The 18,348-nt window shown below is 71.6% G+C and carries 23 protein-coding genes and 1 riboswitch; of the genes, 16 read left to right on the forward strand and 7 right to left on the reverse strand.

Translation table 11 applies throughout. The features are described from left to right. Positions 1–46: 46 nt before the first annotated feature. Positions 47–922: a DUF5996 family protein gene (locus tag L3i22_RS25260; protein WP_221329427.1), complete on the forward strand. Its 876-nt coding sequence runs from the start codon at positions 47–49 to the stop codon at positions 920–922. An 18-nt stretch (positions 923–940) separates the two neighbouring features. Continuing rightward, complete coding sequence (locus L3i22_RS25265) at positions 941–1,567, forward strand: hypothetical protein (RefSeq protein WP_221329428.1); 627 nt, start codon at positions 941–943, stop codon at positions 1,565–1,567. Positions 1,568–1,621: 54 nt separating this feature from the next. Here L3i22_RS25265 and L3i22_RS25270 read toward each other — a convergent pair whose 3' ends face one another. Both L3i22_RS25270 and L3i22_RS25275 read right to left on the reverse strand, forming a co-directional pair. Next, positions 1,622–2,428 (reverse strand): alpha/beta fold hydrolase, encoded by an 807-nt coding sequence (locus L3i22_RS25270; protein ID WP_221329429.1) that lies wholly within the window; start codon positions 2,426–2,428, stop codon positions 1,622–1,624. Positions 2,429–2,557: 129 nt separating this feature from the next. Then, positions 2,558–2,929, reverse strand: a complete 372-nt coding sequence (locus L3i22_RS25275) for a helix-turn-helix domain-containing protein (protein WP_221329430.1) — start codon at positions 2,927–2,929, stop codon at positions 2,558–2,560. An 84-nt stretch (positions 2,930–3,013) separates the two neighbouring features. Between L3i22_RS25275 and L3i22_RS25280 the strand changes: the two genes are divergently transcribed. Then, the gene (locus tag L3i22_RS25280; RefSeq protein WP_221329431.1) at positions 3,014–3,757 is read left to right on the forward strand and encodes a hypothetical protein; all 744 of its coding nucleotides are present in this window, start codon (positions 3,014–3,016) and stop codon (positions 3,755–3,757) included. Positions 3,758–3,926: 169 nt separating this feature from the next. On the opposite strand, the gene msrA is transcribed toward L3i22_RS25280, so the two are convergent. Beyond that, a complete protein-coding gene (gene msrA / locus L3i22_RS25285) occupies positions 3,927–4,427 on the reverse strand; it encodes a peptide-methionine (S)-S-oxide reductase MsrA (RefSeq protein ID WP_221329432.1) in 501 nt (166 codons plus the stop codon). Positions 4,428–4,720: 293 nt separating this feature from the next. On the opposite strand from msrA, the gene L3i22_RS25290 reads away from it, so the two are divergent. From L3i22_RS25290 to L3i22_RS25300, 3 genes are all read left to right on the forward strand, one after another. After that, entirely contained in the window at positions 4,721–5,566 is an 846-nt protein-coding gene (locus tag L3i22_RS25290; RefSeq protein ID WP_221329433.1) for an alpha/beta fold hydrolase, read from the forward strand. A 290-nt stretch (positions 5,567–5,856) separates the two neighbouring features. Then, positions 5,857–6,327 carry a group II truncated hemoglobin gene (locus tag L3i22_RS25295; RefSeq protein WP_221329434.1) on the forward strand — a complete coding sequence of 157 codons (471 nt, stop codon included), beginning with the start codon at positions 5,857–5,859 and terminating at the stop codon, positions 6,325–6,327. 227 nt (positions 6,328–6,554) lie between these two features. Then, complete coding sequence (locus tag L3i22_RS25300; RefSeq protein WP_221329435.1) at positions 6,555–7,100, forward strand: carbonic anhydrase; 546 nt, start codon at positions 6,555–6,557, stop codon at positions 7,098–7,100. 97 nt (positions 7,101–7,197) lie between these two features. Here L3i22_RS25300 and L3i22_RS25305 read toward each other — a convergent pair whose 3' ends face one another. Then, positions 7,198–8,136: a GlxA family transcriptional regulator gene (locus L3i22_RS25305; RefSeq protein ID WP_221329436.1), complete on the reverse strand. Its 939-nt coding sequence runs from the start codon at positions 8,134–8,136 to the stop codon at positions 7,198–7,200. Positions 8,137–8,207: 71 nt separating this feature from the next. On the opposite strand from L3i22_RS25305, the gene L3i22_RS25310 reads away from it, so the two are divergent. The 5 genes from L3i22_RS25310 (at position 8,208) to L3i22_RS25330 (ending at position 12,174) form a co-directional block, all read left to right on the forward strand. Then, a complete protein-coding gene (locus tag L3i22_RS25310) occupies positions 8,208–8,909 on the forward strand; it encodes an alpha/beta fold hydrolase (protein ID WP_221329437.1) in 702 nt (233 codons plus the stop codon). A gap of 326 nt (positions 8,910–9,235) precedes the next feature. Beyond that, on the forward strand, positions 9,236–9,682 hold the full coding sequence (locus L3i22_RS25315) for a helix-turn-helix transcriptional regulator (RefSeq protein ID WP_221329438.1): 447 nt from the start codon (positions 9,236–9,238) through the stop codon (positions 9,680–9,682). Positions 9,683–9,761: 79 nt separating this feature from the next. Next, positions 9,762–10,214, forward strand: coding sequence for a hypothetical protein (locus L3i22_RS25320; RefSeq protein WP_221329439.1), 453 nt, complete (start codon positions 9,762–9,764; stop codon positions 10,212–10,214). A gap of 6 nt (positions 10,215–10,220) precedes the next feature. Further along, positions 10,221–11,462 carry an MAB_1171c family putative transporter gene (locus L3i22_RS25325; protein WP_221329440.1) on the forward strand — a complete coding sequence of 414 codons (1,242 nt, stop codon included), beginning with the start codon at positions 10,221–10,223 and terminating at the stop codon, positions 11,460–11,462. Between the two features lie 10 nt (positions 11,463–11,472). After that, positions 11,473–12,174 carry a class I SAM-dependent methyltransferase gene (locus L3i22_RS25330; RefSeq protein WP_221329441.1) on the forward strand — a complete coding sequence of 234 codons (702 nt, stop codon included), beginning with the start codon at positions 11,473–11,475 and terminating at the stop codon, positions 12,172–12,174. Positions 12,175–12,177: 3 nt separating this feature from the next. Here L3i22_RS25330 and L3i22_RS25335 read toward each other — a convergent pair whose 3' ends face one another. After that, positions 12,178–12,690, reverse strand: coding sequence for a C40 family peptidase (locus tag L3i22_RS25335; RefSeq protein ID WP_255658578.1), 513 nt, complete (start codon positions 12,688–12,690; stop codon positions 12,178–12,180). A 6-nt stretch (positions 12,691–12,696) separates the two neighbouring features. Continuing rightward, positions 12,697–12,846, reverse strand: a riboswitch (cyclic di-AMP (ydaO/yuaA leader). A gap of 279 nt (positions 12,847–13,125) precedes the next feature. Further along, a complete protein-coding gene (locus L3i22_RS25340; RefSeq protein WP_221329442.1) occupies positions 13,126–13,539 on the reverse strand; it encodes a YkvA family protein in 414 nt (137 codons plus the stop codon). A gap of 32 nt (positions 13,540–13,571) precedes the next feature. Here L3i22_RS25340 and L3i22_RS25345 point away from each other — a divergent pair, with 32 nt between their 5' ends. The 4 genes from L3i22_RS25345 (at position 13,572) to L3i22_RS25360 (ending at position 16,962) form a co-directional block, all read left to right on the forward strand. Further along, positions 13,572–14,549, forward strand: coding sequence for a Gfo/Idh/MocA family protein (locus L3i22_RS25345; protein ID WP_221329443.1), 978 nt, complete (start codon positions 13,572–13,574; stop codon positions 14,547–14,549). A gap of 57 nt (positions 14,550–14,606) precedes the next feature. Then, positions 14,607–15,137 (forward strand): TetR/AcrR family transcriptional regulator, encoded by a 531-nt coding sequence (locus L3i22_RS25350; RefSeq protein WP_221329444.1) that lies wholly within the window; start codon positions 14,607–14,609, stop codon positions 15,135–15,137. 104 nt (positions 15,138–15,241) lie between these two features. Continuing rightward, positions 15,242–16,258 (forward strand): aldehyde reductase, encoded by a 1,017-nt coding sequence (locus L3i22_RS25355; protein WP_221329445.1) that lies wholly within the window; start codon positions 15,242–15,244, stop codon positions 16,256–16,258. Continuing rightward, positions 16,255–16,962, forward strand: a complete 708-nt coding sequence (locus L3i22_RS25360) for an NAD(P)H-binding protein (protein WP_221329446.1) — start codon at positions 16,255–16,257, stop codon at positions 16,960–16,962. The genes L3i22_RS25355 and L3i22_RS25360 overlap by 4 nt, the downstream gene beginning before the upstream one ends. Positions 16,963–16,979: 17 nt before the next feature. Here the strand turns inward: L3i22_RS25360 and L3i22_RS25365 are convergent, their stop codons facing one another. Further along, positions 16,980–17,393 carry a hypothetical protein gene (locus tag L3i22_RS25365; RefSeq protein ID WP_221329447.1) on the reverse strand — a complete coding sequence of 138 codons (414 nt, stop codon included), beginning with the start codon at positions 17,391–17,393 and terminating at the stop codon, positions 16,980–16,982. Between the two features lie 84 nt (positions 17,394–17,477). On the opposite strand from L3i22_RS25365, the gene L3i22_RS25370 reads away from it, so the two are divergent. Then, positions 17,478–18,281 carry an alpha/beta fold hydrolase gene (locus L3i22_RS25370; RefSeq protein ID WP_221329448.1) on the forward strand — a complete coding sequence of 268 codons (804 nt, stop codon included), beginning with the start codon at positions 17,478–17,480 and terminating at the stop codon, positions 18,279–18,281. The last annotated feature ends 67 nt before the right edge of the window (positions 18,282–18,348 follow it).

Below are 18,348 nucleotides of genomic sequence, written 5' to 3' on the forward strand. Positions count from 1 at the left end.
GCGCCCGCGCCGCATAAGGTCGAGCGAACGACTCCGAGGAGGGCTCATGGCTGAGTGGCCACGGTTGAAGGTGGCGGACTGGGCCGACACCCGGGACACGCTGCACCTGTGGACCCAGATCGTCGGGAAGGTCCGGATGGCGCACGCGCCGTCGGTCAACCACTGGTGGCACGTCACGCTGCACCCGAGCGTGCGCGGGCTGACCACCGGGGCGTTCCCGTACCCCGGCGGCCTGGCCGAGCTGGAGTTCGACTTCCTCGACCACGTGCTGCAGATCCGGGTCAGCGACGGGCGCTCGCGCGGCGTGATCCTGGAGCCGAAGACCGTGGCGGTGTTCTACGCCGAGGTGATGGCGGCGCTCACCACGCTCGGTGTGCCGACGGCCATCCACGCGGTGCCGAACGAGGTCGAGCACGCGATCCCGTTCGCCGGGGACGAGATCCACCGGTCCTATGACGGGGACGCGGTCCGGCGGTTCTGGAAGCAGCTGACCCGAGCCGGGCTGGTGATGAACCGGGCCCGCTCGGAGTTCACCGGCAAGGCCAGCCCGGTGCACTTCTTCTGGGGCGCGATGGACCTGGCCTACACCCGCTTCTCCGGCCGGACCGCGCCCCCGCACCCGGGCGGCGCCCCGAACTGCCCGCCGTCGGTGATGCGCGAGGGCTACTCGCACGAGCTGGCCAGCTGCGGTTTCTGGCCGGGCGGCGGGGCGGAGGGCGCCTTCTACGCCTACGCCTACCCGGAGCCGAAGTCCTATCGGGACTGGCCGCTCGCGGTCGACGGGGCTCGTTTCGACCACGACCTCGGGGAGTTCCTGCTGCCCTACGAGGTGGTGGCGGACGCACCGGATCCGGACGCGACCCTGTCCGCGTTCCTGCGCTCGACGTTCACCGCCGCCACCGAGCTGGGCGCCTGGCCCTAGGCGGTACATTCTGCGGTCATGATCAATGGGGGAGCGGTGCGCCGGCTCGGAGCCGGCGCCGCAGTGTTGTTCGCCGTGGCCGGATGCGCGCACAGCGAGGCCGCCCGGCCCGCATCCACGCCCGCATCCACGCCCGCATCCACGCCCGCGTCCGCGGCGCCGGCGCGGCCGTCCTGGTACTCGGTGGCCGGCGACGCCCCGACGGTCAGCGGCGGCGTGCTCGTCACGACCGGCCCGCTGGCCTCGCAGAACGGCTTCGACAACGCGTCCGGGTTCCAGCGCGCCTGGTCGTACGAGGGAACGGTCTTCTCCGTCACGGTCGACATCGATCGCGCCGATCCGGGCAGTTCCCAGCTGGACGACCTGGCCTACCACGAGAAGGGCTATCGCAGCTTCGGCCACTTCGTCGTCCACCTGACCGGCGCGGGCGACGGCGCCCTGGCGGTGGTCGAGAAGGACCAGAAAGACAAAACCCACCCGTTGGTACGGGCGGAAGCCTGCTCCGGCAACGCGACCGTCAGCGTGCTGGTGCGCGTCGACGGCGCGGTCACCAGCGAGGCGGACCTGACCGCCCGTTCCCCCGCGGTGATCGCCGCCCTGAACGACGTGCTCGACGACCTGCGGCCGCGCACGGCCACGTCATAGTCACCGGAAAAGGCGGGTGACAGGCGAACCGCTCCGCCACCCGCCGGTCTCCGGTCAGGCGCGCTCGCGGGCGGCCTTCTCGATGAACGCCGCGGTGATCTTCGGCTGGGAGACGAACACCGCGTGCGAGGCGCCCTTCACGTCGCGGACCACGCTGTGCGCGCGGTCGGCCATGAAGTGCTGGGCGGCCGGCGGGATGTTCCGGTCCGCGTCGGCGACCAGGTAGTAGCTGGGGATCGTCTGCCACGCCTGCGGGCCGGTGGCGTCCTCGTTGAGGGCGCCCGCGGTCACCGGTCGCTGGGCGACCGCCATCAGGGTCGCCTCGGCGGCCGGCACGTCGCTCGCGAACTGCTGCGGGAACAGCTTCTGGTCGACGTACAGGTCCACGTTGCCGTCCGGCAGCGGGACGGGGTGCAGCGTCTGCCCGAGCGTGCTGCCCGGGAACTGGGCGGACAGCTCGGCGGCGTTGTCCCCGGCGGCCGGCACGAACGCGGCGATGTAGACCAGCGCCTTCACGTCCGGGTCGCCCGCGGCGGCCTGGCTGACGACCATCCCGCCGTACGAGTGCCCGACCAGCACGATCGGCCCGTCGATGCTGTCCAGCAGCGCCTTGACCGCGACCGCGTCGGAGGCCACGCCGCGCAGCGGATTGGCCGCCGCGACGACCGGATAGCCGTCCTGCTGCAGCTTGCGGACCACGGCGTTCCACCCGCTGGAGTCGGCGAACGCCCCGTGGACCAGAACCACGGTCGGCTTCGCCCGGTGCCCGCCGGTGGCCTGGGCGGCGTGCCCGGCGGCAACCACCGCCGTCGCGCTGACCAGGACCGCGGCGGTGATCCGCCCGATGCCTTTGATCTTCATGTCGCGTCGCTCCTTGCTGAGCCGATTGACCTGTCGACCGAAGGCTATGAGTCAGCTGTGGACAATCAGTGTGCGAACGCTTGACGGTGCTGGGCGGTGCTCACGCCGTACACAATCGTGATTCGGCCTTTAGGTTGGGGTTTGGCCGGCTCGTCGGCGGGCGGCTTCGATCTCCGGGGCGTGCTCGACCGCCCACTCTCCCAGCGCGATGATCAACGGCAGCAGGGAACGGCCCAGATCGGTGAGCGCGTATTCGACCCGGTCCGGCGCCGGGCGGCGGCTGATCAGGCCGTCCGCCTCCAGCGTGCGCAGCGTGCGGGTCAGGATCCGGCGGCTCAGGCCCTCGATCGTGCGGTCCAGCTCGTTGAAACCGTGCGGCCGCCGCTCGAGGATCGCCAGGAGCAGCACGCTCCACTTCTCGCCGACCCGGCGCAGCACGTCGGTGGCGGCGCAGGTGGCCCGGTCGGCCTCGGTCACGAGCGGCGGGAGCAGCGGTGACATCGATGCGCTTCTGTTCACCGGGAGAGGCGGTGACATCGATGTGCCTTCTTTCGCCGGGTGCGCGGCCGGGCTGACGATCCCAGTATGCGCACAGCAGTGATCGCGGGCGGGACCCGCGGAATCGGGCGGGCCCTCGCCGACCGGGCGGCCGCCGGCGGCTGGAACGTCGTCGCCCTCGGTCACGCCGACGGCGACCTGACCTCGGTGAAAGCCACCAGAGACCTGATCGGGCGGCTCCCGGACCGGATCGACGCGCTGGTGCTGTCGGCCGGCCGGTTCTCGCCCCGGCGGGTGGTCACCGCGGACGGTCTCGAGCAGACGTTCGCCATCGGCGTGCTCGCGAAACACCTGCTCGCGAGCGGGCTGCGGCCGGCCCTGGAACGCGCGGACACGCCGGTGATCCTCAACCTCTGCGGGGTCGGGGGCATCCGCGCCGGGCGGATCCACTGGGACGACCTGCAGTTGACCAGCGGATACTCCCTGACCGCGGCGACCATGCAGGGGGCCCGGGCCAATGACCTGCTCGGCGTGGGCTTCGCCGGGCACAACCCCGACACCATTATTCGGTACGTGTTGTACAACCCGCTGTTCGTGGACAGTGGGATGCACCGGTACTTCGACCAGCCGATGCGCTCGATCGTCGGGGTGGCGGCCCGGGCTTTCGGGGCCACGCCGGCGGCTGCCGCCCTACCGTTGGCGGGTCTGCTCGATCGGCCGCCGCGGGCGGCGCTGACCGCCCTGCGCCGGGGCAAGCCGGTGCCCGTGCCCGGCGATCGGGCGGACGCGGCGCGGCTGTATCGCGTGCTCGACGAACTGTCCGCGCTCTGATCGCCTCGCGCGCGGCCTGGTCGTCTTGCGTGCGGCCTGATCGCCGCGCGTGCGGCCTGGTCGTCTTGCGCGCGGCCTGATCGCCGCGCGTGCGGCCTGGTCGCCGGCCGTCCGCGGCGTCATGGGTGGGCCGGCGCGGCGTGGTGCCGCACCGGCTGCTCGCGGGTGATCAGCCGCGGCGGGGGAGCTTCCAGTCCGGCCGCGGGAAGTGGCAGGTGTAGCCGTCCGGGATCCGCTCCAGATAGTCCTGGTGCTCCGGCTCGGCCTCCCAGAACGGCCCGGCCGCGGTCACCTCGGTGACCACCTTGCCCGGCCACAGCCCGGACGCGTCCACATCCGCGATGGTGTCCTCGGCGACCGACTTCTGCTCGTCGCTCTCGAAGAAGATCGCCGACCGGTAGCTGTCGCCGATGTCGTTGCCCTGCCGGTTCACCGTGCTCGGGTCGTGGATCTGGAAGAAGAACTCCAGGAGCTCCCGGTAGGACGTGACGGCCGGATCGAACGTGATCTCGATGGCCTCGGCGTGCCCCGCGTGGTTACGGTACGTCGCGTTCGCCACCGAACCGCCCGTGTACCCGACCCGGGTGGTGACCACCCCGGGCCGCTTGCGGATCAGGTCCTGCATCCCCCAGAAACAGCCCCCGGCCAGAATCGCCTTCTCCGTGGCCATGCCGCACCCCATTTCCGTTCGCCGTGAGCCGGCGCCTCACCGACCATCCTGACAGAGCCCCGGCCGCACCCGCTCGTCCCCGGCGCAGGGTGCGGCGAACGTCTCGCCGCCGAACTCCGGACACCCGGCCGCGTGTCGATCCACCGGGCCGTTTCCGCAGCTCCCGGCCTTCCCCTGGGGCTGTCCCCAGGGGGACAACCCCACCACGGAGGTAACGCCTGCGGGATGGGCGGGAGGCGCGCCGAGCTGAAGGATTGACCTCGCTCAAGTCACCAGCGCAGTGAGGCCGATCCATGACGTTCTCCGCAATTCCCCGCACCCTGCTCCTGCTGGCCGTCGCGGCCACGGCTCTCACCGGCTGCGACGCCGGCCAGGCCACCGACGGCCTGCACATGGTCGACCACGACGGGCACCGCCTCGCCTTCCACGTCACGGCCGGTGACCTGCCCGCGATCGTCCTGGACGCGGGCGGCGGTGAGGACTCCACGCAGTGGACAGCGATCGTCGCCAAGCTCCATGCCGAGACAAAATCCCAGATCATTACGTACGACCGAGCCGGCGTCGGCGACAGCGAAGCGGTCCCCGGCCCGTGGGACCCGCAGGCCGCCGCCGGCGATCTGGAGGCCGGCCTGCACGAGCTCGGCGTCACGAAGGACGTGCTCCTCGTCGCCCACTCCCAGGCGGGCGAGGTCGCGACCTACCTCGCCCGGAAGAATCCGCAGCTGATCTCCCACGCGCTGCTGGTGGACGCGAACCTCCCGCAGTTCTTCACCGAGGAGGAGACCGCCCGGGTCGCCGCCGCCGTCCAGCCGCAGGTCGACGCGGCGAAGGCGGACCCGACCACGAAGGCGAACCGGCAGCTGCTCGCCACCGCGGCGAGCTACCTTCCGGTGCACCAGGCCTACCACCAGCTCACCTGGCCGGACAGCATCCCCGCCACGGTGATCGTCTCGGAGAAGACCCCGTTCGACGGCTTCCCGGAGGACGCCCAGCGCTGGCGCACGGCTGCGGCCGCCTTCGTCGCGGCCGGGCCGGGCCGCTCCCTGGTCACCGCCGCCGGCAGCTCCCACGAGGTCCCCACCGACCGCCCCGACCTGGTCATCCAGCAGATCGAAACAATCGCCGCGGCCCGCACCTGAGCCGCCGCCCCGCCCTGCCGCCCCGCCCTGCTGCCCCGCCTTGCCGCCGCCTTGCCGGCCTGCCGCCCCGCTGGCCTGCTCCAGCGTCGGCGTCGGGGACGCGCTCCGCCCGCCGCTCCGCCCCGCTGCACCGCTGCCCCGCCCCGCTGCCCCGCCCCGCTGCCCCGCCCCGCTGCCTTGCCGCCCCGCCATGCTGCCTTGCCGTCGCCTTGCTGGCCCTCCGCTGCCTGCTACTGGCGTCTCGGGCCGTGGGGCACCGATCACGGGTTGCGATGATTACAGTGTTGCAGATGTCAGAGACTCCGACTCTTTACGCCTGGGCGGGCGGCGACGCCGCTTTTGCCCGGCTGATCAACGCGTTCTACGACCGGGTTGAGCACGATGAGCTGATCTCGCCGCTGTTTCCTGGCGGGGTGTCCGCCGCACATCGGGAGCACGTCACGGCCTGGTGGATCGAGGTGTTCGGTGGGCCGGCGACCTACAGCAGCGACCTCGGCGGCTATCACCGCATGGTCAACAAGCACGTCGGGCTCGGGATCACGGCGGAGCAGCGGTTCCGGTTCGCATCGTTGATGAGCTTGGCGGCTGACGATGCGGGGCTGCCGGCCGATCCGGAGTTCCGGGCGGCGTTCGTCGGCTACGTCGAGTGGGGGACCCGGATCGCCCTTGCGAACTCCGCGCCGGGTGCCGACGTGGTCCAGCAGGCCCCGGTGCCGCACTGGGGGTGGGGCGTCGCCCCGCCTTACCTTCCGGGGAGCTGATGGCCGCGCGGAAACCTGATGGCATTCCGGAAGTTGGCGGCCTGCCGGCAGGCCGGTGGTCTCCCGGGACGCTGGCGGCCGTCCGGCAGGCTGGCGGCCTTCGGGGAAGCTGACGGGCTTCCGGCAAGCTGGCGGTGTCCGGGAAGCTGACGGGCGCGGCACGATTCTTTCGGTGGGTGTCACTATCGGCTATGGGGGTGTGCCGGGATTGGGGCGAGCATCGGCGGGTGAGCAATTTTGATGAGCTGTTGCGGAACAATGACCGATTTGCTGCTGGTGATCTGAAGGGCCGCCAGCCGGCTATTCCGTTCCTTCCGCACCGGCAGGTCTACATTGTGACCTGCATCGATCCTCGGGTGGATCCGGCCGCGCTGTTCGGGCTCGGGCTCGGCGACGCCATCGTCGCTCGGAATGTCGGCGGGCGGGTCACCCCGGCGGTTCTTCAGGATCTGGCCTGGATCAGCTATCTGCATGAGACCAAGACCCCGGACGCGGAGTGGTTCGAGCTCGCGGTCATGCACCATACCGACTGCGGATCGGGGCTGTTCGCCGACGACCGGACCCGGCACGGTTTCACCGAGCGGGGTTTCGACGACGCGGAGACGGCCGCGCTTGCTGTTCTGGATCCGGCGGTGACCGTTGCGCTCGACGTACGGAAAATTCGGGGTGCGTCTCAAATCTCTTCGAGAATCAAAGTCACGGGATTTGCCTACGACGTGAAGACCGGAATCGTCAGCACCGTCGTTCCGCCGACGGAGGAAGCCGACCGGTAGAAACCGACCGGGAAAGCTGACGGGGGAGCTAAGGGGAGGAGCTGACGGCGGAAGCTAACGGGGGAACTGGCGGGGGAGGCGGACGGGGGAATGGGCGTCAGCTGAACAGGTGTCGGTGCCGGGACGGGGAGATGCTGGTGGCTCGGCGGAAGTGGGTGCGCAGGTTCGCGGGCGTGCCCAGGCCCACCCGGCCGGCGATCTCCTCGACCGGCATCGTCGTCGTCTCCAGCAGCTCCTTGGTCCGGGCGATGCGCTGCGTGTGCAGCCACGCCAGCGGCGTCGCCGAGGTGCGCTCCTGGAAGCGGCGGTAGAACTGCCGCGGTGACAGGTTCGCCCGCTCGGCCATCTGGGCGACGGTGATCGGCCGGTCGAGCACGGCGAGCATCCACTGCTGGGCGGCGGCGATCGCGTCGTCGCCCGGCGGGACCGGTGCCGCCTCCACGTACTGCGTCTGTTCGCCGTCGCGGCGCGGGGCGGCCACGATCCGCCGGGCCACGTGGTTGGCGACGGCCGGGCCGAGGTCCTTGCGGAGCACGTGCAGGCACAGGTCGACACCCGCGGTGACGCCGCCCGAGGTGAGCACCGCCCCGTTGTCGACGAACAGCGCGGCCTGGTCGACGGTGACCGCCGGGAACTGGCGGGCCAGCTCGTCGCAGAGCGACCAGTGCGTGGTGACCGTCAACCCGGTGAGCAACCCGGCCTGGGCCAGCGCGAACGTCCCCGAGCAGACCGAGATCATCCGGGCGCCGCCGGCCGCCGCCGCGCGCAGGGCGTCGAGCGCCCGCGGATCGAACGGGCGGACCGCGGCCTCGGCGTATCCGGGCACGATCACCGTGCCGGCGCCGCGCAGCAGCCGCAGGTCACCGTCCGGAACGAGGCTCAGGCCGCCGGCCACCCCGATCGGGCTCCCGTCGACGGTCGCGGTGCCGACCTGGTAGAACTCCGGCGCCTCGCGGGCGAAGACGTGCATCGGGATGGCGAAGTCCAGCGGCAGGACCTGCTCGGCGAGCAGTACCGCGATGCGATGACGATCCATGGCACGATGCTATCGCCGGATGTCATTCCTGCCACTGCCGGTCGGCGCCGCGGGCTCGCAGAATTCCTGGCATGACATCTGCACAGCCCACTGTGGTCCTCGTTCACGGCGCTCTGACCGGCCCGGACATCTGGCACGGCGTCCTCGCCGACCTGCGGCTGCGGGGCTTCACCGGGTACGCCCCGGTGCTGCCGCTGCGGTCGCTCGCCGGCGACGCGGCTCACCTGCGGAGCTTCCTGGCGACGATCGACGGGCCGATCGTCGTGGCCGGGCACTCGTACGGCGGCTCGGTGATCTCCGACCCGGCGGCGCTGACCCCGGCGGTCCGCGCGCTGGTCTTCGTCACCGCGTTCCAGCAGGACCAGGACGAGACCGCGGGGGAGCTCAACGCCCGGCTGCCCGGCAGCCGGCTCACCCCGGAGAACACGCTGACCCGGCCGTACCCGGGTGGCACCGCCCTCTACCTGCGCCCGGAGCGGTTCGGCGAGGTGTATGCGGCCGACCTCGACGAGGAGACGGTCGCGGTGCTTGCTGCTGCTCAGCATCCGATCGATCCGGCGGCGCTCGGGGAGAAGCTCAGTGGGGCGGCGACCTGGCGCTCGCTGCCGTCCTGGGCGCTGATCGGTACGCGGGACGTCTCGATCCCGGCTGAGCTGCAGCGGTTCATGGCCGCGCGGGCCGGCTCGACGGTGACCGAGGTGGACTCGACTCATGCCGTACCGCTCAGTCGCTCTTCGCCGACGACGGACCTGATTGTCGCGGCCGCAGCCTGAAGGCGGACCGGCCTCGCGCGGCTGGTCGCCGAGGGGCGATTCTGCGGGGGGCATTGACGGACAAAGATCGAGGAATCACAATAAGGCGGCGTCCGTCCGGCTCCCCCCGTGGCTGGACGGACGCCCTAACGTAGTGATGGCCGGATGCCCCCGTGGCATCCGGCCATGTTCATGGTGCCCAGGAGTTCAGCGGACGCCGGCACCGGAGCGGCGGGCGTGGTGACTCAACTGGCAGTTGAACTTTACGGTTGGTGAGTCTAAACCTACTGTCTGAATAGATTCAACCAGCAGTTGAAATCGGTCTCCGTGGCAGAGAGGCTTCCCCGATGGCGGACACTCCGGGCACCCCCGATCTGGCGCAGCGCCTCAACCGGCTGTTCGACGAGGTCCGCCCGGCCGGGCGCGGCGGGCGGCGGTACACCAACGAGGACGTCGCCGCGGCCGTCAAGGCGATCAACCCGGAGATCCGGGTGGGCGGGGCCTACCTGTCGGCGCTGCGCAACGGGACCAAGCGGCACCCGTCGACCGAGCTGCTCGCCGCGCTGGCCCGCCACTTCGGGAAGCCGATCGCGTATTTCTTCGACGAGCCGGATCCCGAGCCCGGGGCCGACGAACTCGCCCGCCTCGCGGACAACACCCAGGTCCGCCGGCTGGCGCTGCGCGCGCTGGACCTGTCCCCGGAGGGCCTTACGGCGGTCGCCGAGCTGGTCGAGCAGGCCCTGGCGGCCGACCGGCGGCGGCGCACCTCGGAGAAACCGGATCCGGATGTCTAAGCTTGCGATCGGCTGACCTATCAGGACGGACGACGTGGACAGTTTCCGGCGGAGGAAGACGCGCGCGCGGTGCCGCGAGGTGCTCGCGCAACTCGACATCGTCGACCGTCCGTCCCGGCCGCTGAGCCTGGCCGACGTGCGGGACCGGGTCCAGCGCCGGCGCGGGCGGCCGCTGCTGCTGACGCCGATGGTGACCGGCGCGGGCTGGCCCAGCGGCATGTGGGTGGAGACCGAGGACACCGACCTGGTGCTCTTCGACGCGGCCACCAGCGCCCTGCACACCGTCGACATCATCGCCCACGAGATCGGGCACATGGTGCTCGGCCACGAGGGCGCGGTGACCAGCCCGGCCGCCGCCCCGGCGGTGATGCTGCGGACCGGCTTCGCCGATCGTGACGAGCACGAGGCCGAGGTGTTCGCGACCCTGGTGTGCGCCCGCATCGCCGACTACCGGATCCCCGCGCCGGACGACCCGGAGGGTCTGCTGGGCCGGCTGCGGTCGGTTCTGGCCGACCCGCCGGCGGGCGGCTGAGCGCCGGTGGCCTTCCTCGTCGTCGCGCTGCTCGTGGCCGGCAGCGCCGCCTACAAGGTCTGGCAGCTGCGCCGGGCGACCGAGACCACGGCGGTCCGGGCCGGCTACTCGCTGGTGACCTGCCTGCTCGCGCTGGCCGTGGCGCTGGTGCTGCTGTGGCCGCCCGGCGAGGCCGCGGTCGACGCGGTGCTCGGGTCGTCGGCCACGGCGCTGGCCGTCGCCCCGGTCCTGGCCATGATCGCCGCCTGCGGCTACCAGTGCTTCGTGGTCAGCATCGACGATCCGGCGTCGGCCACCCGGCGCATCCGCCTGCGGGTCGGGCTGGTCGCGCTCGCGGTGACCGTGCTGATCGCCGCGGTCGCCGTGACCGGGCCGGCCGGGCATCCGGCGCTGCGCGCGCAGGACCCGGTCAGCTACCGCGACGACCCGTCCGGCGCGGTGGTGTTCCTGGCCTACGTCGGTTACCTGGGGCTGGGCTCGCTGGACGTGGCCCGGCTGGCCGCCCGGTTCACCCGGCTGGGCAGCGCGCCCTTGCTGCGGCTGGGCCTGCTCATGGTCACCGGCGGCACCTACCTCTCCGGCCTGTACGCGGTGGTGAAGCTGGGCGGGTTCGCCGCCGGGCTGGTGCTCGACCGCAATCTCGACGTGGCCACGTCCGAGGCCACCCGGCCGCTGGTGATCGTCAGCGCGCTGCTGATCAGCATCGGGTCGACCCTGCCGTCGTGGGGCGGGTCGGTCGGCGTGCACCGGCCGGCCGAGTGGGTCGGCTCGTACCTGTCGTATCAGGCGCTGCGGCCGCTGTGGGAGGCGTTGTACGAGGTCAAGCCACAGATCGCGCTGCATCCGTATACCCGCTGGGCGGACCGGCTGCTCCCCGGCGATCTCCGGTTCCGGCTCACCCGGCGGGTGGTGGAGATCCGCGACGGGCTGCTCCTGCTGCGGCCGTACCGGACAGTCGAGTCGCACGCCACGGCCACCGAGCTCGCCGGGCGGGCGGGCCTGCACGGCGTCGAGCTGGCGGCCACGGTCGAGGCGGTCGAGATCGCGCTGTCGTTGCGGGCCCTGAGCCGGGCCGACCGCGGCGGGCCGGCGACCGCGCCCGAGCCGGCCACCACCGACTTCGACGGCGTGACGGCCAGCATGCGCGAGGAGGTGCAGTGGCTGACCCGGGTCACCCAGGCCTTCCGGCGTTCGCCGGCCGTCCGGGATGCCGCCGGCAGCCGGTCGGCGCAGCCCGCCGGCAGGTAGCCTCGGCCAGGTGTTCTCACCTCAAGGGCCGTCACTGCGGGAACTGTGTGTCCAGGCGCTGTCCTCGGTCGAACGCGGCTACGACTTCCTGGCTCCGAAGTTCGACCACACGCCGTTCCGTACCCCGGACCCGGTCCTGGAGGCGAGCGTCCGGGCGCTGGCCGAGTTCGGGCCGTTCGACCGGGGGCTGGACGTCTGCTGCGGCACCGGCGCCGGGCTGACCGCCCTCGACCGGCTGTGCCGGGAGCGGATCACCGGCGTCGACTTCAGCGCCGGGATGCTCGGCGAGGCGCGCGCCGCGGTCCCGTCCGCCACGCTGGTGCGGGCCGACGTGCGGGCGCTGCCGTTCACCGCCGGCTTCGACCTGGCGGTGACGTTCGGGGCGCTCGGGCACTTCCTGCCCTCGGAGCGGCCGGCGCTGTTCGAGGGGGTGTACCGCGCGCTGCGGCCCGGCGGGCTGTTCGGCGTCGCGCTCGGCGAGCTGCCCGCGCGGACCACCCGGGCCTACTGGACGAGTCTCGGGTTCGACCTGGCCATGGTGGTCCGCAATACCGTGGTGGCGCCGTCCTTCGTCATGTACTACCGCACCACCACGGTCCCGACCGTCCGGCGGGACCTGCGGGCGGCCGGGTTCACCGTGGAGACCGTCGACCTCACCGTCGAGGCCGACGATCTGCGGTTCGCCCTGCTGCTCGGCCGGAAGCCGGAGTAGCGGTCAGGTCAGGCGCCGGACCACGTAGTTGCTGGTCCAGATCTTCTGCTTGGTGATGGTCTTGCCGGCCCGCGGCGCCGCCCACATCTGGCCGCCGCCGGCGTAGATGCCGGCGTGGAAGCCGTACGAGCCGTTGCGCAGGATGATCAGGTCACCGGGCCGGGCCGCGGACCTGCTGACCGCCCGGCCGTACCGCTGCTGCAGGTCTGCCTTGTGCGGCAGGCTCTTCCCGGTGGTCTTCCGGTAGACGTACATGGTGAAGCCGGAGCAGTCGAAGCGGTTCGGCCCGGACGCCCCGAACAGGTAGGGCTTGCCGCGGTGCCGGGCCGCCTCGGTGACGACCCGGAGCCCGGCCAGTTGCGACCTGGCGGCCACGGTCCGGCCGGTCGTGGGCAGGGCCCGGGTGACCGCGACGGCCGCCGGGGCGGCGACGGCGGTCTGCGGGACGCCGAGCCCGCCGGTGAGCAGGCCGAAGCCCACGGACAGGGCGATCGTGTGGAAGGTACGAACGTGCACGGTGACTCGGTCCCTCCGGCACGCCTGCGAGGTTAGCTGTCGGGTTCGGGCGGGAAGGATTGCCCGGCCGCGATGGCGGCTTCACCCCGAGGTCCGCTTCCGGACCGATGTGTGGTTCCCCCGTCCCCGCCCCCGAATGCCTGATGACTGGTCAGTGCGGTTCGTGCGGCCGGATCGGGGCAGGGCTCGGCGTGATCCGGATCGACACGAGCGGTGAGCCGTTGCCCGCCGCTCCTCCTTGATAGCCCGCCCTCCGGCGCCGTCCCTTATGTAGCGACGGTCACCCTGAGTGACGACAAGGCCAAACGGTGTCCGATTTGCACGGGAGACGCGAACTATGCGGAATCGCTCCGCTCATGGACGGTCACGCAGGGCCGTTGTCGATCTGTGAAGCGGGACACTCCGGGAGCCGACCCGTAAGGATGACCCGGCCGCTCACCCGCGGAGTCCGGTGAGGCGGCTGAGCGCGGCGAAACCGTCCTCGGTGCCGGGCCAGTTCCGGCGGACGGCGTCCAGCCCGGCGCGGCGCACGGTGGAGCGCAGCACGGCGACCACGATGATCGCGTCGTCGGCGTAGCCGAGCACCGGGATGAAGTCCGGGATCAGGTCGAACGGGATCGCCAGGTAGGCGAGCAGCAGGCCGAGCCGGATCCGGACCCCGCGCGGCAGGGTCCGGTCGCCGGCCAGGCGGGTCAGCAGTCGCAGCAGGTCGGGCAGCAGCCGGAGCGCCTCGGTGAGCTGCGCCTTCCCGGGTTTGGCGACCAGCAGGGCGACCAGCGCCGCGAGCCACACGACCAGCAGAGCCACGCCGACGCTGATCAGCGTCTGCCACCACCACGCCATGGTCATCCGTCCTTCCGGGTCCACATAGACTGCGCCGCATGAGAATCGGTGTGCTCGGAGCGGCCCGGATCGCGCCGGCCGCGCTCATCCGGCCCGCTCGGCTGGTGGACGGTGTCGAGGTCGCCGCGATCGCGGCCCGGGACCGTGGCCGGGCCGCCGAGTTCGCCACCGAGCACCGTATCCCGGTGGTCCACGACAGCTACGCCGAACTGCTGGCCGATCCGACATTGCACGCGGTCTACGTCCCGCTGCCGAACGGGCGGCACGCGCGGTGGATCCTGGCCGCGCTGGAGGCGGGCAAGCACGTGCTGGCCGAGAAGCCGCTGACCGCGAACGCGGCGCAGGCCCGCGAGGTACAGGCCGCCGCCGAGCGGACCGGCCTGGTCGTGATGGAGGCGTTCCACTATCGCTATCACCCGCTCGCGGCGCGGATGAGGGCGATCGCGCACGGCGGCGAGCTGGGGCGGATCCGCAGCGTCGAGACGTCGATGTGCTTCCCGCTGCCGAAGTTCGACGACATCCGGTACGACTACGACCTGGCCGGCGGGGCGCTGATGGACGCCGGCTGCTACGCCGTGCACTGCCTGCGCCTGCTGTCGCCCGGCGAGCCGAAGGTCGTCGCCGCCCGGGCGCTGACCACCCGGCGCGACCCGCGGGTCGACCGGGCGATGACCGCCGACTTCGAGCTGGGCGACGGCGCCCGGGGCCGGATCCGCGCCTCGCTGTGGTCGTCGGCGCTGTTCAGCCTGCGGGCCAAGGTGGTCGGCGAGCACGGCGAGATGGTGGTCGACAACTATGCGATGCCGCACGTGTTCCACCGGTTCCGGGTGGCGTCCGACGGGCAGAAGCGGGGCGAGCGGATCGACGGCTCCACGACGTACGTCCATCAGTTGAAAGCCTTTGACGAAGCGACCCGGAACCGGTCGGCGAACCTCACGCCGCCGCAGGATTCCGTCGTCACCATGTCGCTGATCGACGACATCTACCGGGCGGCGGGCCTTCCGATCCGGGAGTGAGCACGCGTTATCGTTGCGGAGAGGTCTCCACTAACGCTGCGGATTGCGAGAAGCTGCATGGTCCGGTCGGATGCGCGCAGGAATCGGGACGCCATCCTGGCGGCGGCCCGGGCGGCCTTCGCCGAGGACGAGAACACCTCGATGAATCAGATCGCGCAGCGCGCCGGGGTGGGCCCGGGCACGCTGTACCGCAACTATCCGTCGCGTGAGGTGCTCCTGCTGGACATCTACCAGGACGAGATCGAGAAGCTCGTCGGCCGGGTGCCCGAGCTGCTCGCCGAGCTGACGCCGGTCGAGGCGCTGCGGCGCTGGACCCTGGACCTGGTCGCCGGCATGCGCACCAAGCATCTGCTGGGCGCGGCCCTCAGCTCGGACGCGCACCGGACGATGGCGGAGCAGAGCTACGGGCCGGTGATCGCCTCGATCACCCAGTTGTTCGACGCGGGCAAGGCCGACGCCAGCATCCGGGTGGACGCCGAGCCGGCCGACTTCCTGCAGCTCACGGGGGCGTTGTGGCGATCCGCGCCGGAGCGGTCGGCGCCGATGCTGGGGCTGATCCTGGATGGGCTCGGGGTGCATCCGGCCTGACCTTCCCGGGGTGATCTGGAGAACTCTCCGCTTTTCGTTGACGAAGTGGAGAGGTCTCCAGTACCGTTTGAGTCACACGAAACGGACACCCCTGGAGGGGCATGATGACGGACGTACTGGTGACCGGCGGCTCGGGCTACATCGGCAGCTACTGCGCGCTCGCGCTGCTCGATGCCGGTTACACCGTGCGCACCACGGTGCGCGACCTGGCCCGCGAGCCGCAGGTTCGGGCGATGCTGGCGGCCGGCGGCGCCGACCCCGGCGCGAACCTGCGGGTGGTGCGGGCCGACCTGGGCAACGACGAGGGCTGGGCCGAGGCGGTGGCCGGCTGCGCCGCGGTGCTGCACGTCGCGTCGCCGACGCTGACTCAGCAGCCGCGGCACGAGGACGAGATGATCCGCCCGGCGGTCGACGGCACGCTGCGGGTGCTGCGGGCGGCGCACGGCGCGGGCGTGCGGCGGGTGGTGATGACGTCCGCGATCGGCGCGGTCGCCTACGGGCACGAGCCGCGCGACACCCCGTTCACCGAGTCGGACTGGACGGACGTGGACGCCGGGATCGAGCCGTACCAGAAGTCCAAGACCCTGGCCGAGCGCGCCGCGTGGGACTTCGTCGCAGGCGAGGGCCGCGGCCTGGAACTGGCCACGGTCAACCCGACCGCGGTGCTCGGCCCGGTGCTCGGCCCGGACTACTCACCGTCGCTCGGCATGATCGCTCGGATGCTCGCCGGGGAGATGCCGGCGCTGCTGCCGTTCGCGACCGGCTACGTCGACGTGCGCGACGTGGCCGCGCTGCACCTGCTGGCGATGACCGACCCGGCCGCCGTGGGGGAGCGGTTCATCGCCACCGCCGCCGAGAGCCTGTGGCTGCGCGACATCGCCGCGATCCTGCGCGAGCGCCTCGGTGACCGGGCGACCCGGGTGCCCACCCGGGAGATGCCGCTGCTGGCGGCGAAGGCGCTGGCCCGGGTCAACCCGCAGATGGCTCCCCTGCGCAAGCTGCTGGGCCGCAACCTCGGCGCGACCTCGGCGAAGGCCGAGCGGGTGCTCGGCTGGAAGACCCGCCCGATCGGGGACACCATCGCGGAGACCGCCGAGAGCCTGCTCGGGCTGCCCCGATGAGGGTGGTGCTCTTCGGCGCCACCGGCATGGTCGGGCACGGCGTCCTCACCGCATTGCTGGAGGACCCCGCGGTCACCGGCGTCACCGCGATCGCCCGCCGGCCGACCGGACGGTCGCACCCCAAGCTGCACGAGATCATGCATGCCGACTTCACCGACTATCGCGGGCTCGACCAGATCTTCGCGAACGCGCACGCCACGCTGTTCTGCCTGGGCACGCCGTCCGGCGGGAAGAGCGAGGCGGAATACACGCGGATCACCGAGGACTTCGCGGTGGCGGCCGCGACCGAGGCACTGCGCAACAATCCCCAAAGCCTATTTGTGTACGTGTCGGCCAACCGCGCCGACAGCACCAGCCGGACCATGTGGATCCGGGTCAAAGGCCGTGCCGAGGAAACGCTCACGGCGCTGCATCCCCGCGTCTTCCTGATCCGCCCGGGCTTCATCAAACCGTGCCGCGGCGCCCGCCCCGCGACGGCCCTGCAGCGCGCCGTCTACACGGTCATCACGCCGCTCTATCCGCTGTTCAAGCGCCTGATCCCGGCCGGCGTCACCACGACCGACGCCATCGCCTACACCACGATCGAGGTGCTGCACGCCCCGGATTCGGTCCCCCGGAAGCTCGGCAACACCCTGATAAACCAGATTTCGGTACGGGCAGCGTCAAGAGCCTCGACCTCGCGGCCGCCGCATTCCGCCACCTGACGTGCCGAGCCCCGCGATCAGCCGGCGATGTCCGGCTTGCCGCGAGCAGGGTCCCGCCGACTGCGGACGTAGTCCCGGTATTCCTCGCCGGCTACCGCGTGGTTGACCCAGCGGTCGGGGCGGGCGTCCGTGAGCTGCTCGGCGAGCGCGATCGCTTCTTCCTCGTCCTCGCTGAGCCCCAGCTCTCGCCCCTCGCCGACATAGTCCTCGTCGACCGGGTCGAGTGAGACGAGGTTGGTCAGGTCGCCCACCCGGTCGTCATCGGGATCCCGCACGGTGTGCAACGAGACGCTGTACTGCCTGTTCATGGGGCTGATCGCTACCCATCGGACGGCGGGCTCGCCGGCGATCTCGGTGCCGCCGAGGAACTGCTCGATGCTGTTTCCACGACGCAGGGCGCCGACGGCGAACTGCCGGGTCAGGTAGCGCATCCGGGAAGCGTATGTCGGTGGTGGTCCGGGGGCTGTCGTTAGGCTGGGGTTGATCATGGACCTGATGGATGGTGGCGGCGGCGCATGACGTACTTCCGGATCGGTGGGGTTGACCTGTATTCGGAGGTCGTGGGGGTCGGCGAGCCCGTCCTGATGCTGCACGGCGGCTACTGTTCGCTGGAGTCGCTGCGGGCGCCGTCCGACGCGCTCGTGCCCGATCATCGGGTGTTCGCGTTCGAGCGGCCCGGGCACGGCCGGTCGGCCGACATCGACGGCGACTACGGGTATGCGCGGATGGTCGCCGACACCCTGGCGTACCTCGACGCGGTAGGGCTGGAGTCGGCGCACGTCGTCGGGTACAGCGACGGTGGGATCATCGGGCTGCTGCTCGCCCTCGATCATCCGCAGCGGGTGCGGTCGCTGGTCGCGATCAGCGCGAACCTCGATCCGTCAGTGTTCGAGAAGGGCGGCGACGATCCCGTCCTCGACGCCCTCGCCGGGGTCGAGCGGCCGGATGTGGAGCGGATGCACTACGAGCGGCTGTCGCCGGACGGGCCGGAGCACGCCGACGTCGTGCTGGCCAAACTGTTCCGGCTGTGGACCAGTGAGCCGCACATCGACCCGGCCGACCTGGCCCGGATCGACGTGCCGGTGCTGATCATGTCGGGCGATCGCGACTCGATCCGGCCCGGGCACAGTCTCAAGATTGCCGCGTCGATCCCCGGCGCGCAGTTGTGCGTGGTGCCGGGGACCTCGCACCACCTGGTCGCCGAGCGCCCCGAGTTGATCAGCACGCTGATCGGCGACTTCGTCCGCCAGGCGCGGGCCGGCAGCCGGGCGCGGGCCGACGGCCGGCTTCCGGAACAAGCTGAAAGCCGGGCCGAGTAGGGCATCCCGGGCAGGGCGCCCGCTCCGATTGTGCCGGTAACGAAACAGGTCTATGTTTCGATCAAAC

It is taken from the genome of Actinoplanes sp. L3-i22 (assembly GCF_019704555.1).
Lineage (GTDB): Bacteria > Actinomycetota > Actinomycetes > Mycobacteriales > Micromonosporaceae > Actinoplanes.

Bases quoted from the DNA above. Each gene is read 5' to 3' on its own strand.
- L3i22_RS25265 (WP_221329428.1), top strand. From the start codon at position 941: ATGATCAATGGGGGAGCGGTGCGCCGGCTCGGAGCCGGCGCCGCAGTG.
- L3i22_RS25275 (WP_221329430.1), bottom strand. From the start codon at position 2,929: ATGTCACCGCTGCTCCCGCCGCTCGTGACCGAGGCCGACCGGGCCACC.
- L3i22_RS25355 (WP_221329445.1), top strand. From the start codon at position 15,242: ATGACGGACGTACTGGTGACCGGCGGCTCGGGCTACATCGGCAGCTAC.
- L3i22_RS25295 (WP_221329434.1), top strand. From the start codon at position 5,857: ATGTCAGAGACTCCGACTCTTTACGCCTGGGCGGGCGGCGACGCCGCT.
- L3i22_RS25305 (WP_221329436.1), bottom strand. From the start codon at position 8,136: ATGGATCGTCATCGCATCGCGGTACTGCTCGCCGAGCAGGTCCTGCCG.
- L3i22_RS25350 (WP_221329444.1), top strand. From the start codon at position 14,607: ATGGTCCGGTCGGATGCGCGCAGGAATCGGGACGCCATCCTGGCGGCG.
- L3i22_RS25310 (WP_221329437.1), top strand. From the start codon at position 8,208: ATGACATCTGCACAGCCCACTGTGGTCCTCGTTCACGGCGCTCTGACC.
- L3i22_RS25260 (WP_221329427.1), top strand. From the start codon at position 47: ATGGCTGAGTGGCCACGGTTGAAGGTGGCGGACTGGGCCGACACCCGG.
- msrA (WP_221329432.1), bottom strand. From the start codon at position 4,427: ATGGCCACGGAGAAGGCGATTCTGGCCGGGGGCTGTTTCTGGGGGATG.
- L3i22_RS25365 (WP_221329447.1), bottom strand. From the start codon at position 17,393: ATGCGCTACCTGACCCGGCAGTTCGCCGTCGGCGCCCTGCGTCGTGGA.
- L3i22_RS25370 (WP_221329448.1), top strand. From the start codon at position 17,478: ATGACGTACTTCCGGATCGGTGGGGTTGACCTGTATTCGGAGGTCGTG.
- L3i22_RS25315 (WP_221329438.1), top strand. From the start codon at position 9,236: ATGGCGGACACTCCGGGCACCCCCGATCTGGCGCAGCGCCTCAACCGG.
- L3i22_RS25360 (WP_221329446.1), top strand. From the start codon at position 16,255: ATGAGGGTGGTGCTCTTCGGCGCCACCGGCATGGTCGGGCACGGCGTC.
- L3i22_RS25280 (WP_221329431.1), top strand. From the start codon at position 3,014: ATGCGCACAGCAGTGATCGCGGGCGGGACCCGCGGAATCGGGCGGGCC.
- L3i22_RS25345 (WP_221329443.1), top strand. From the start codon at position 13,572: ATGAGAATCGGTGTGCTCGGAGCGGCCCGGATCGCGCCGGCCGCGCTC.
- L3i22_RS25290 (WP_221329433.1), top strand. From the start codon at position 4,721: ATGACGTTCTCCGCAATTCCCCGCACCCTGCTCCTGCTGGCCGTCGCG.
- L3i22_RS25270 (WP_221329429.1), bottom strand. From the start codon at position 2,428: ATGAAGATCAAAGGCATCGGGCGGATCACCGCCGCGGTCCTGGTCAGC.
- L3i22_RS25340 (WP_221329442.1), bottom strand. From the start codon at position 13,539: ATGACCATGGCGTGGTGGTGGCAGACGCTGATCAGCGTCGGCGTGGCT.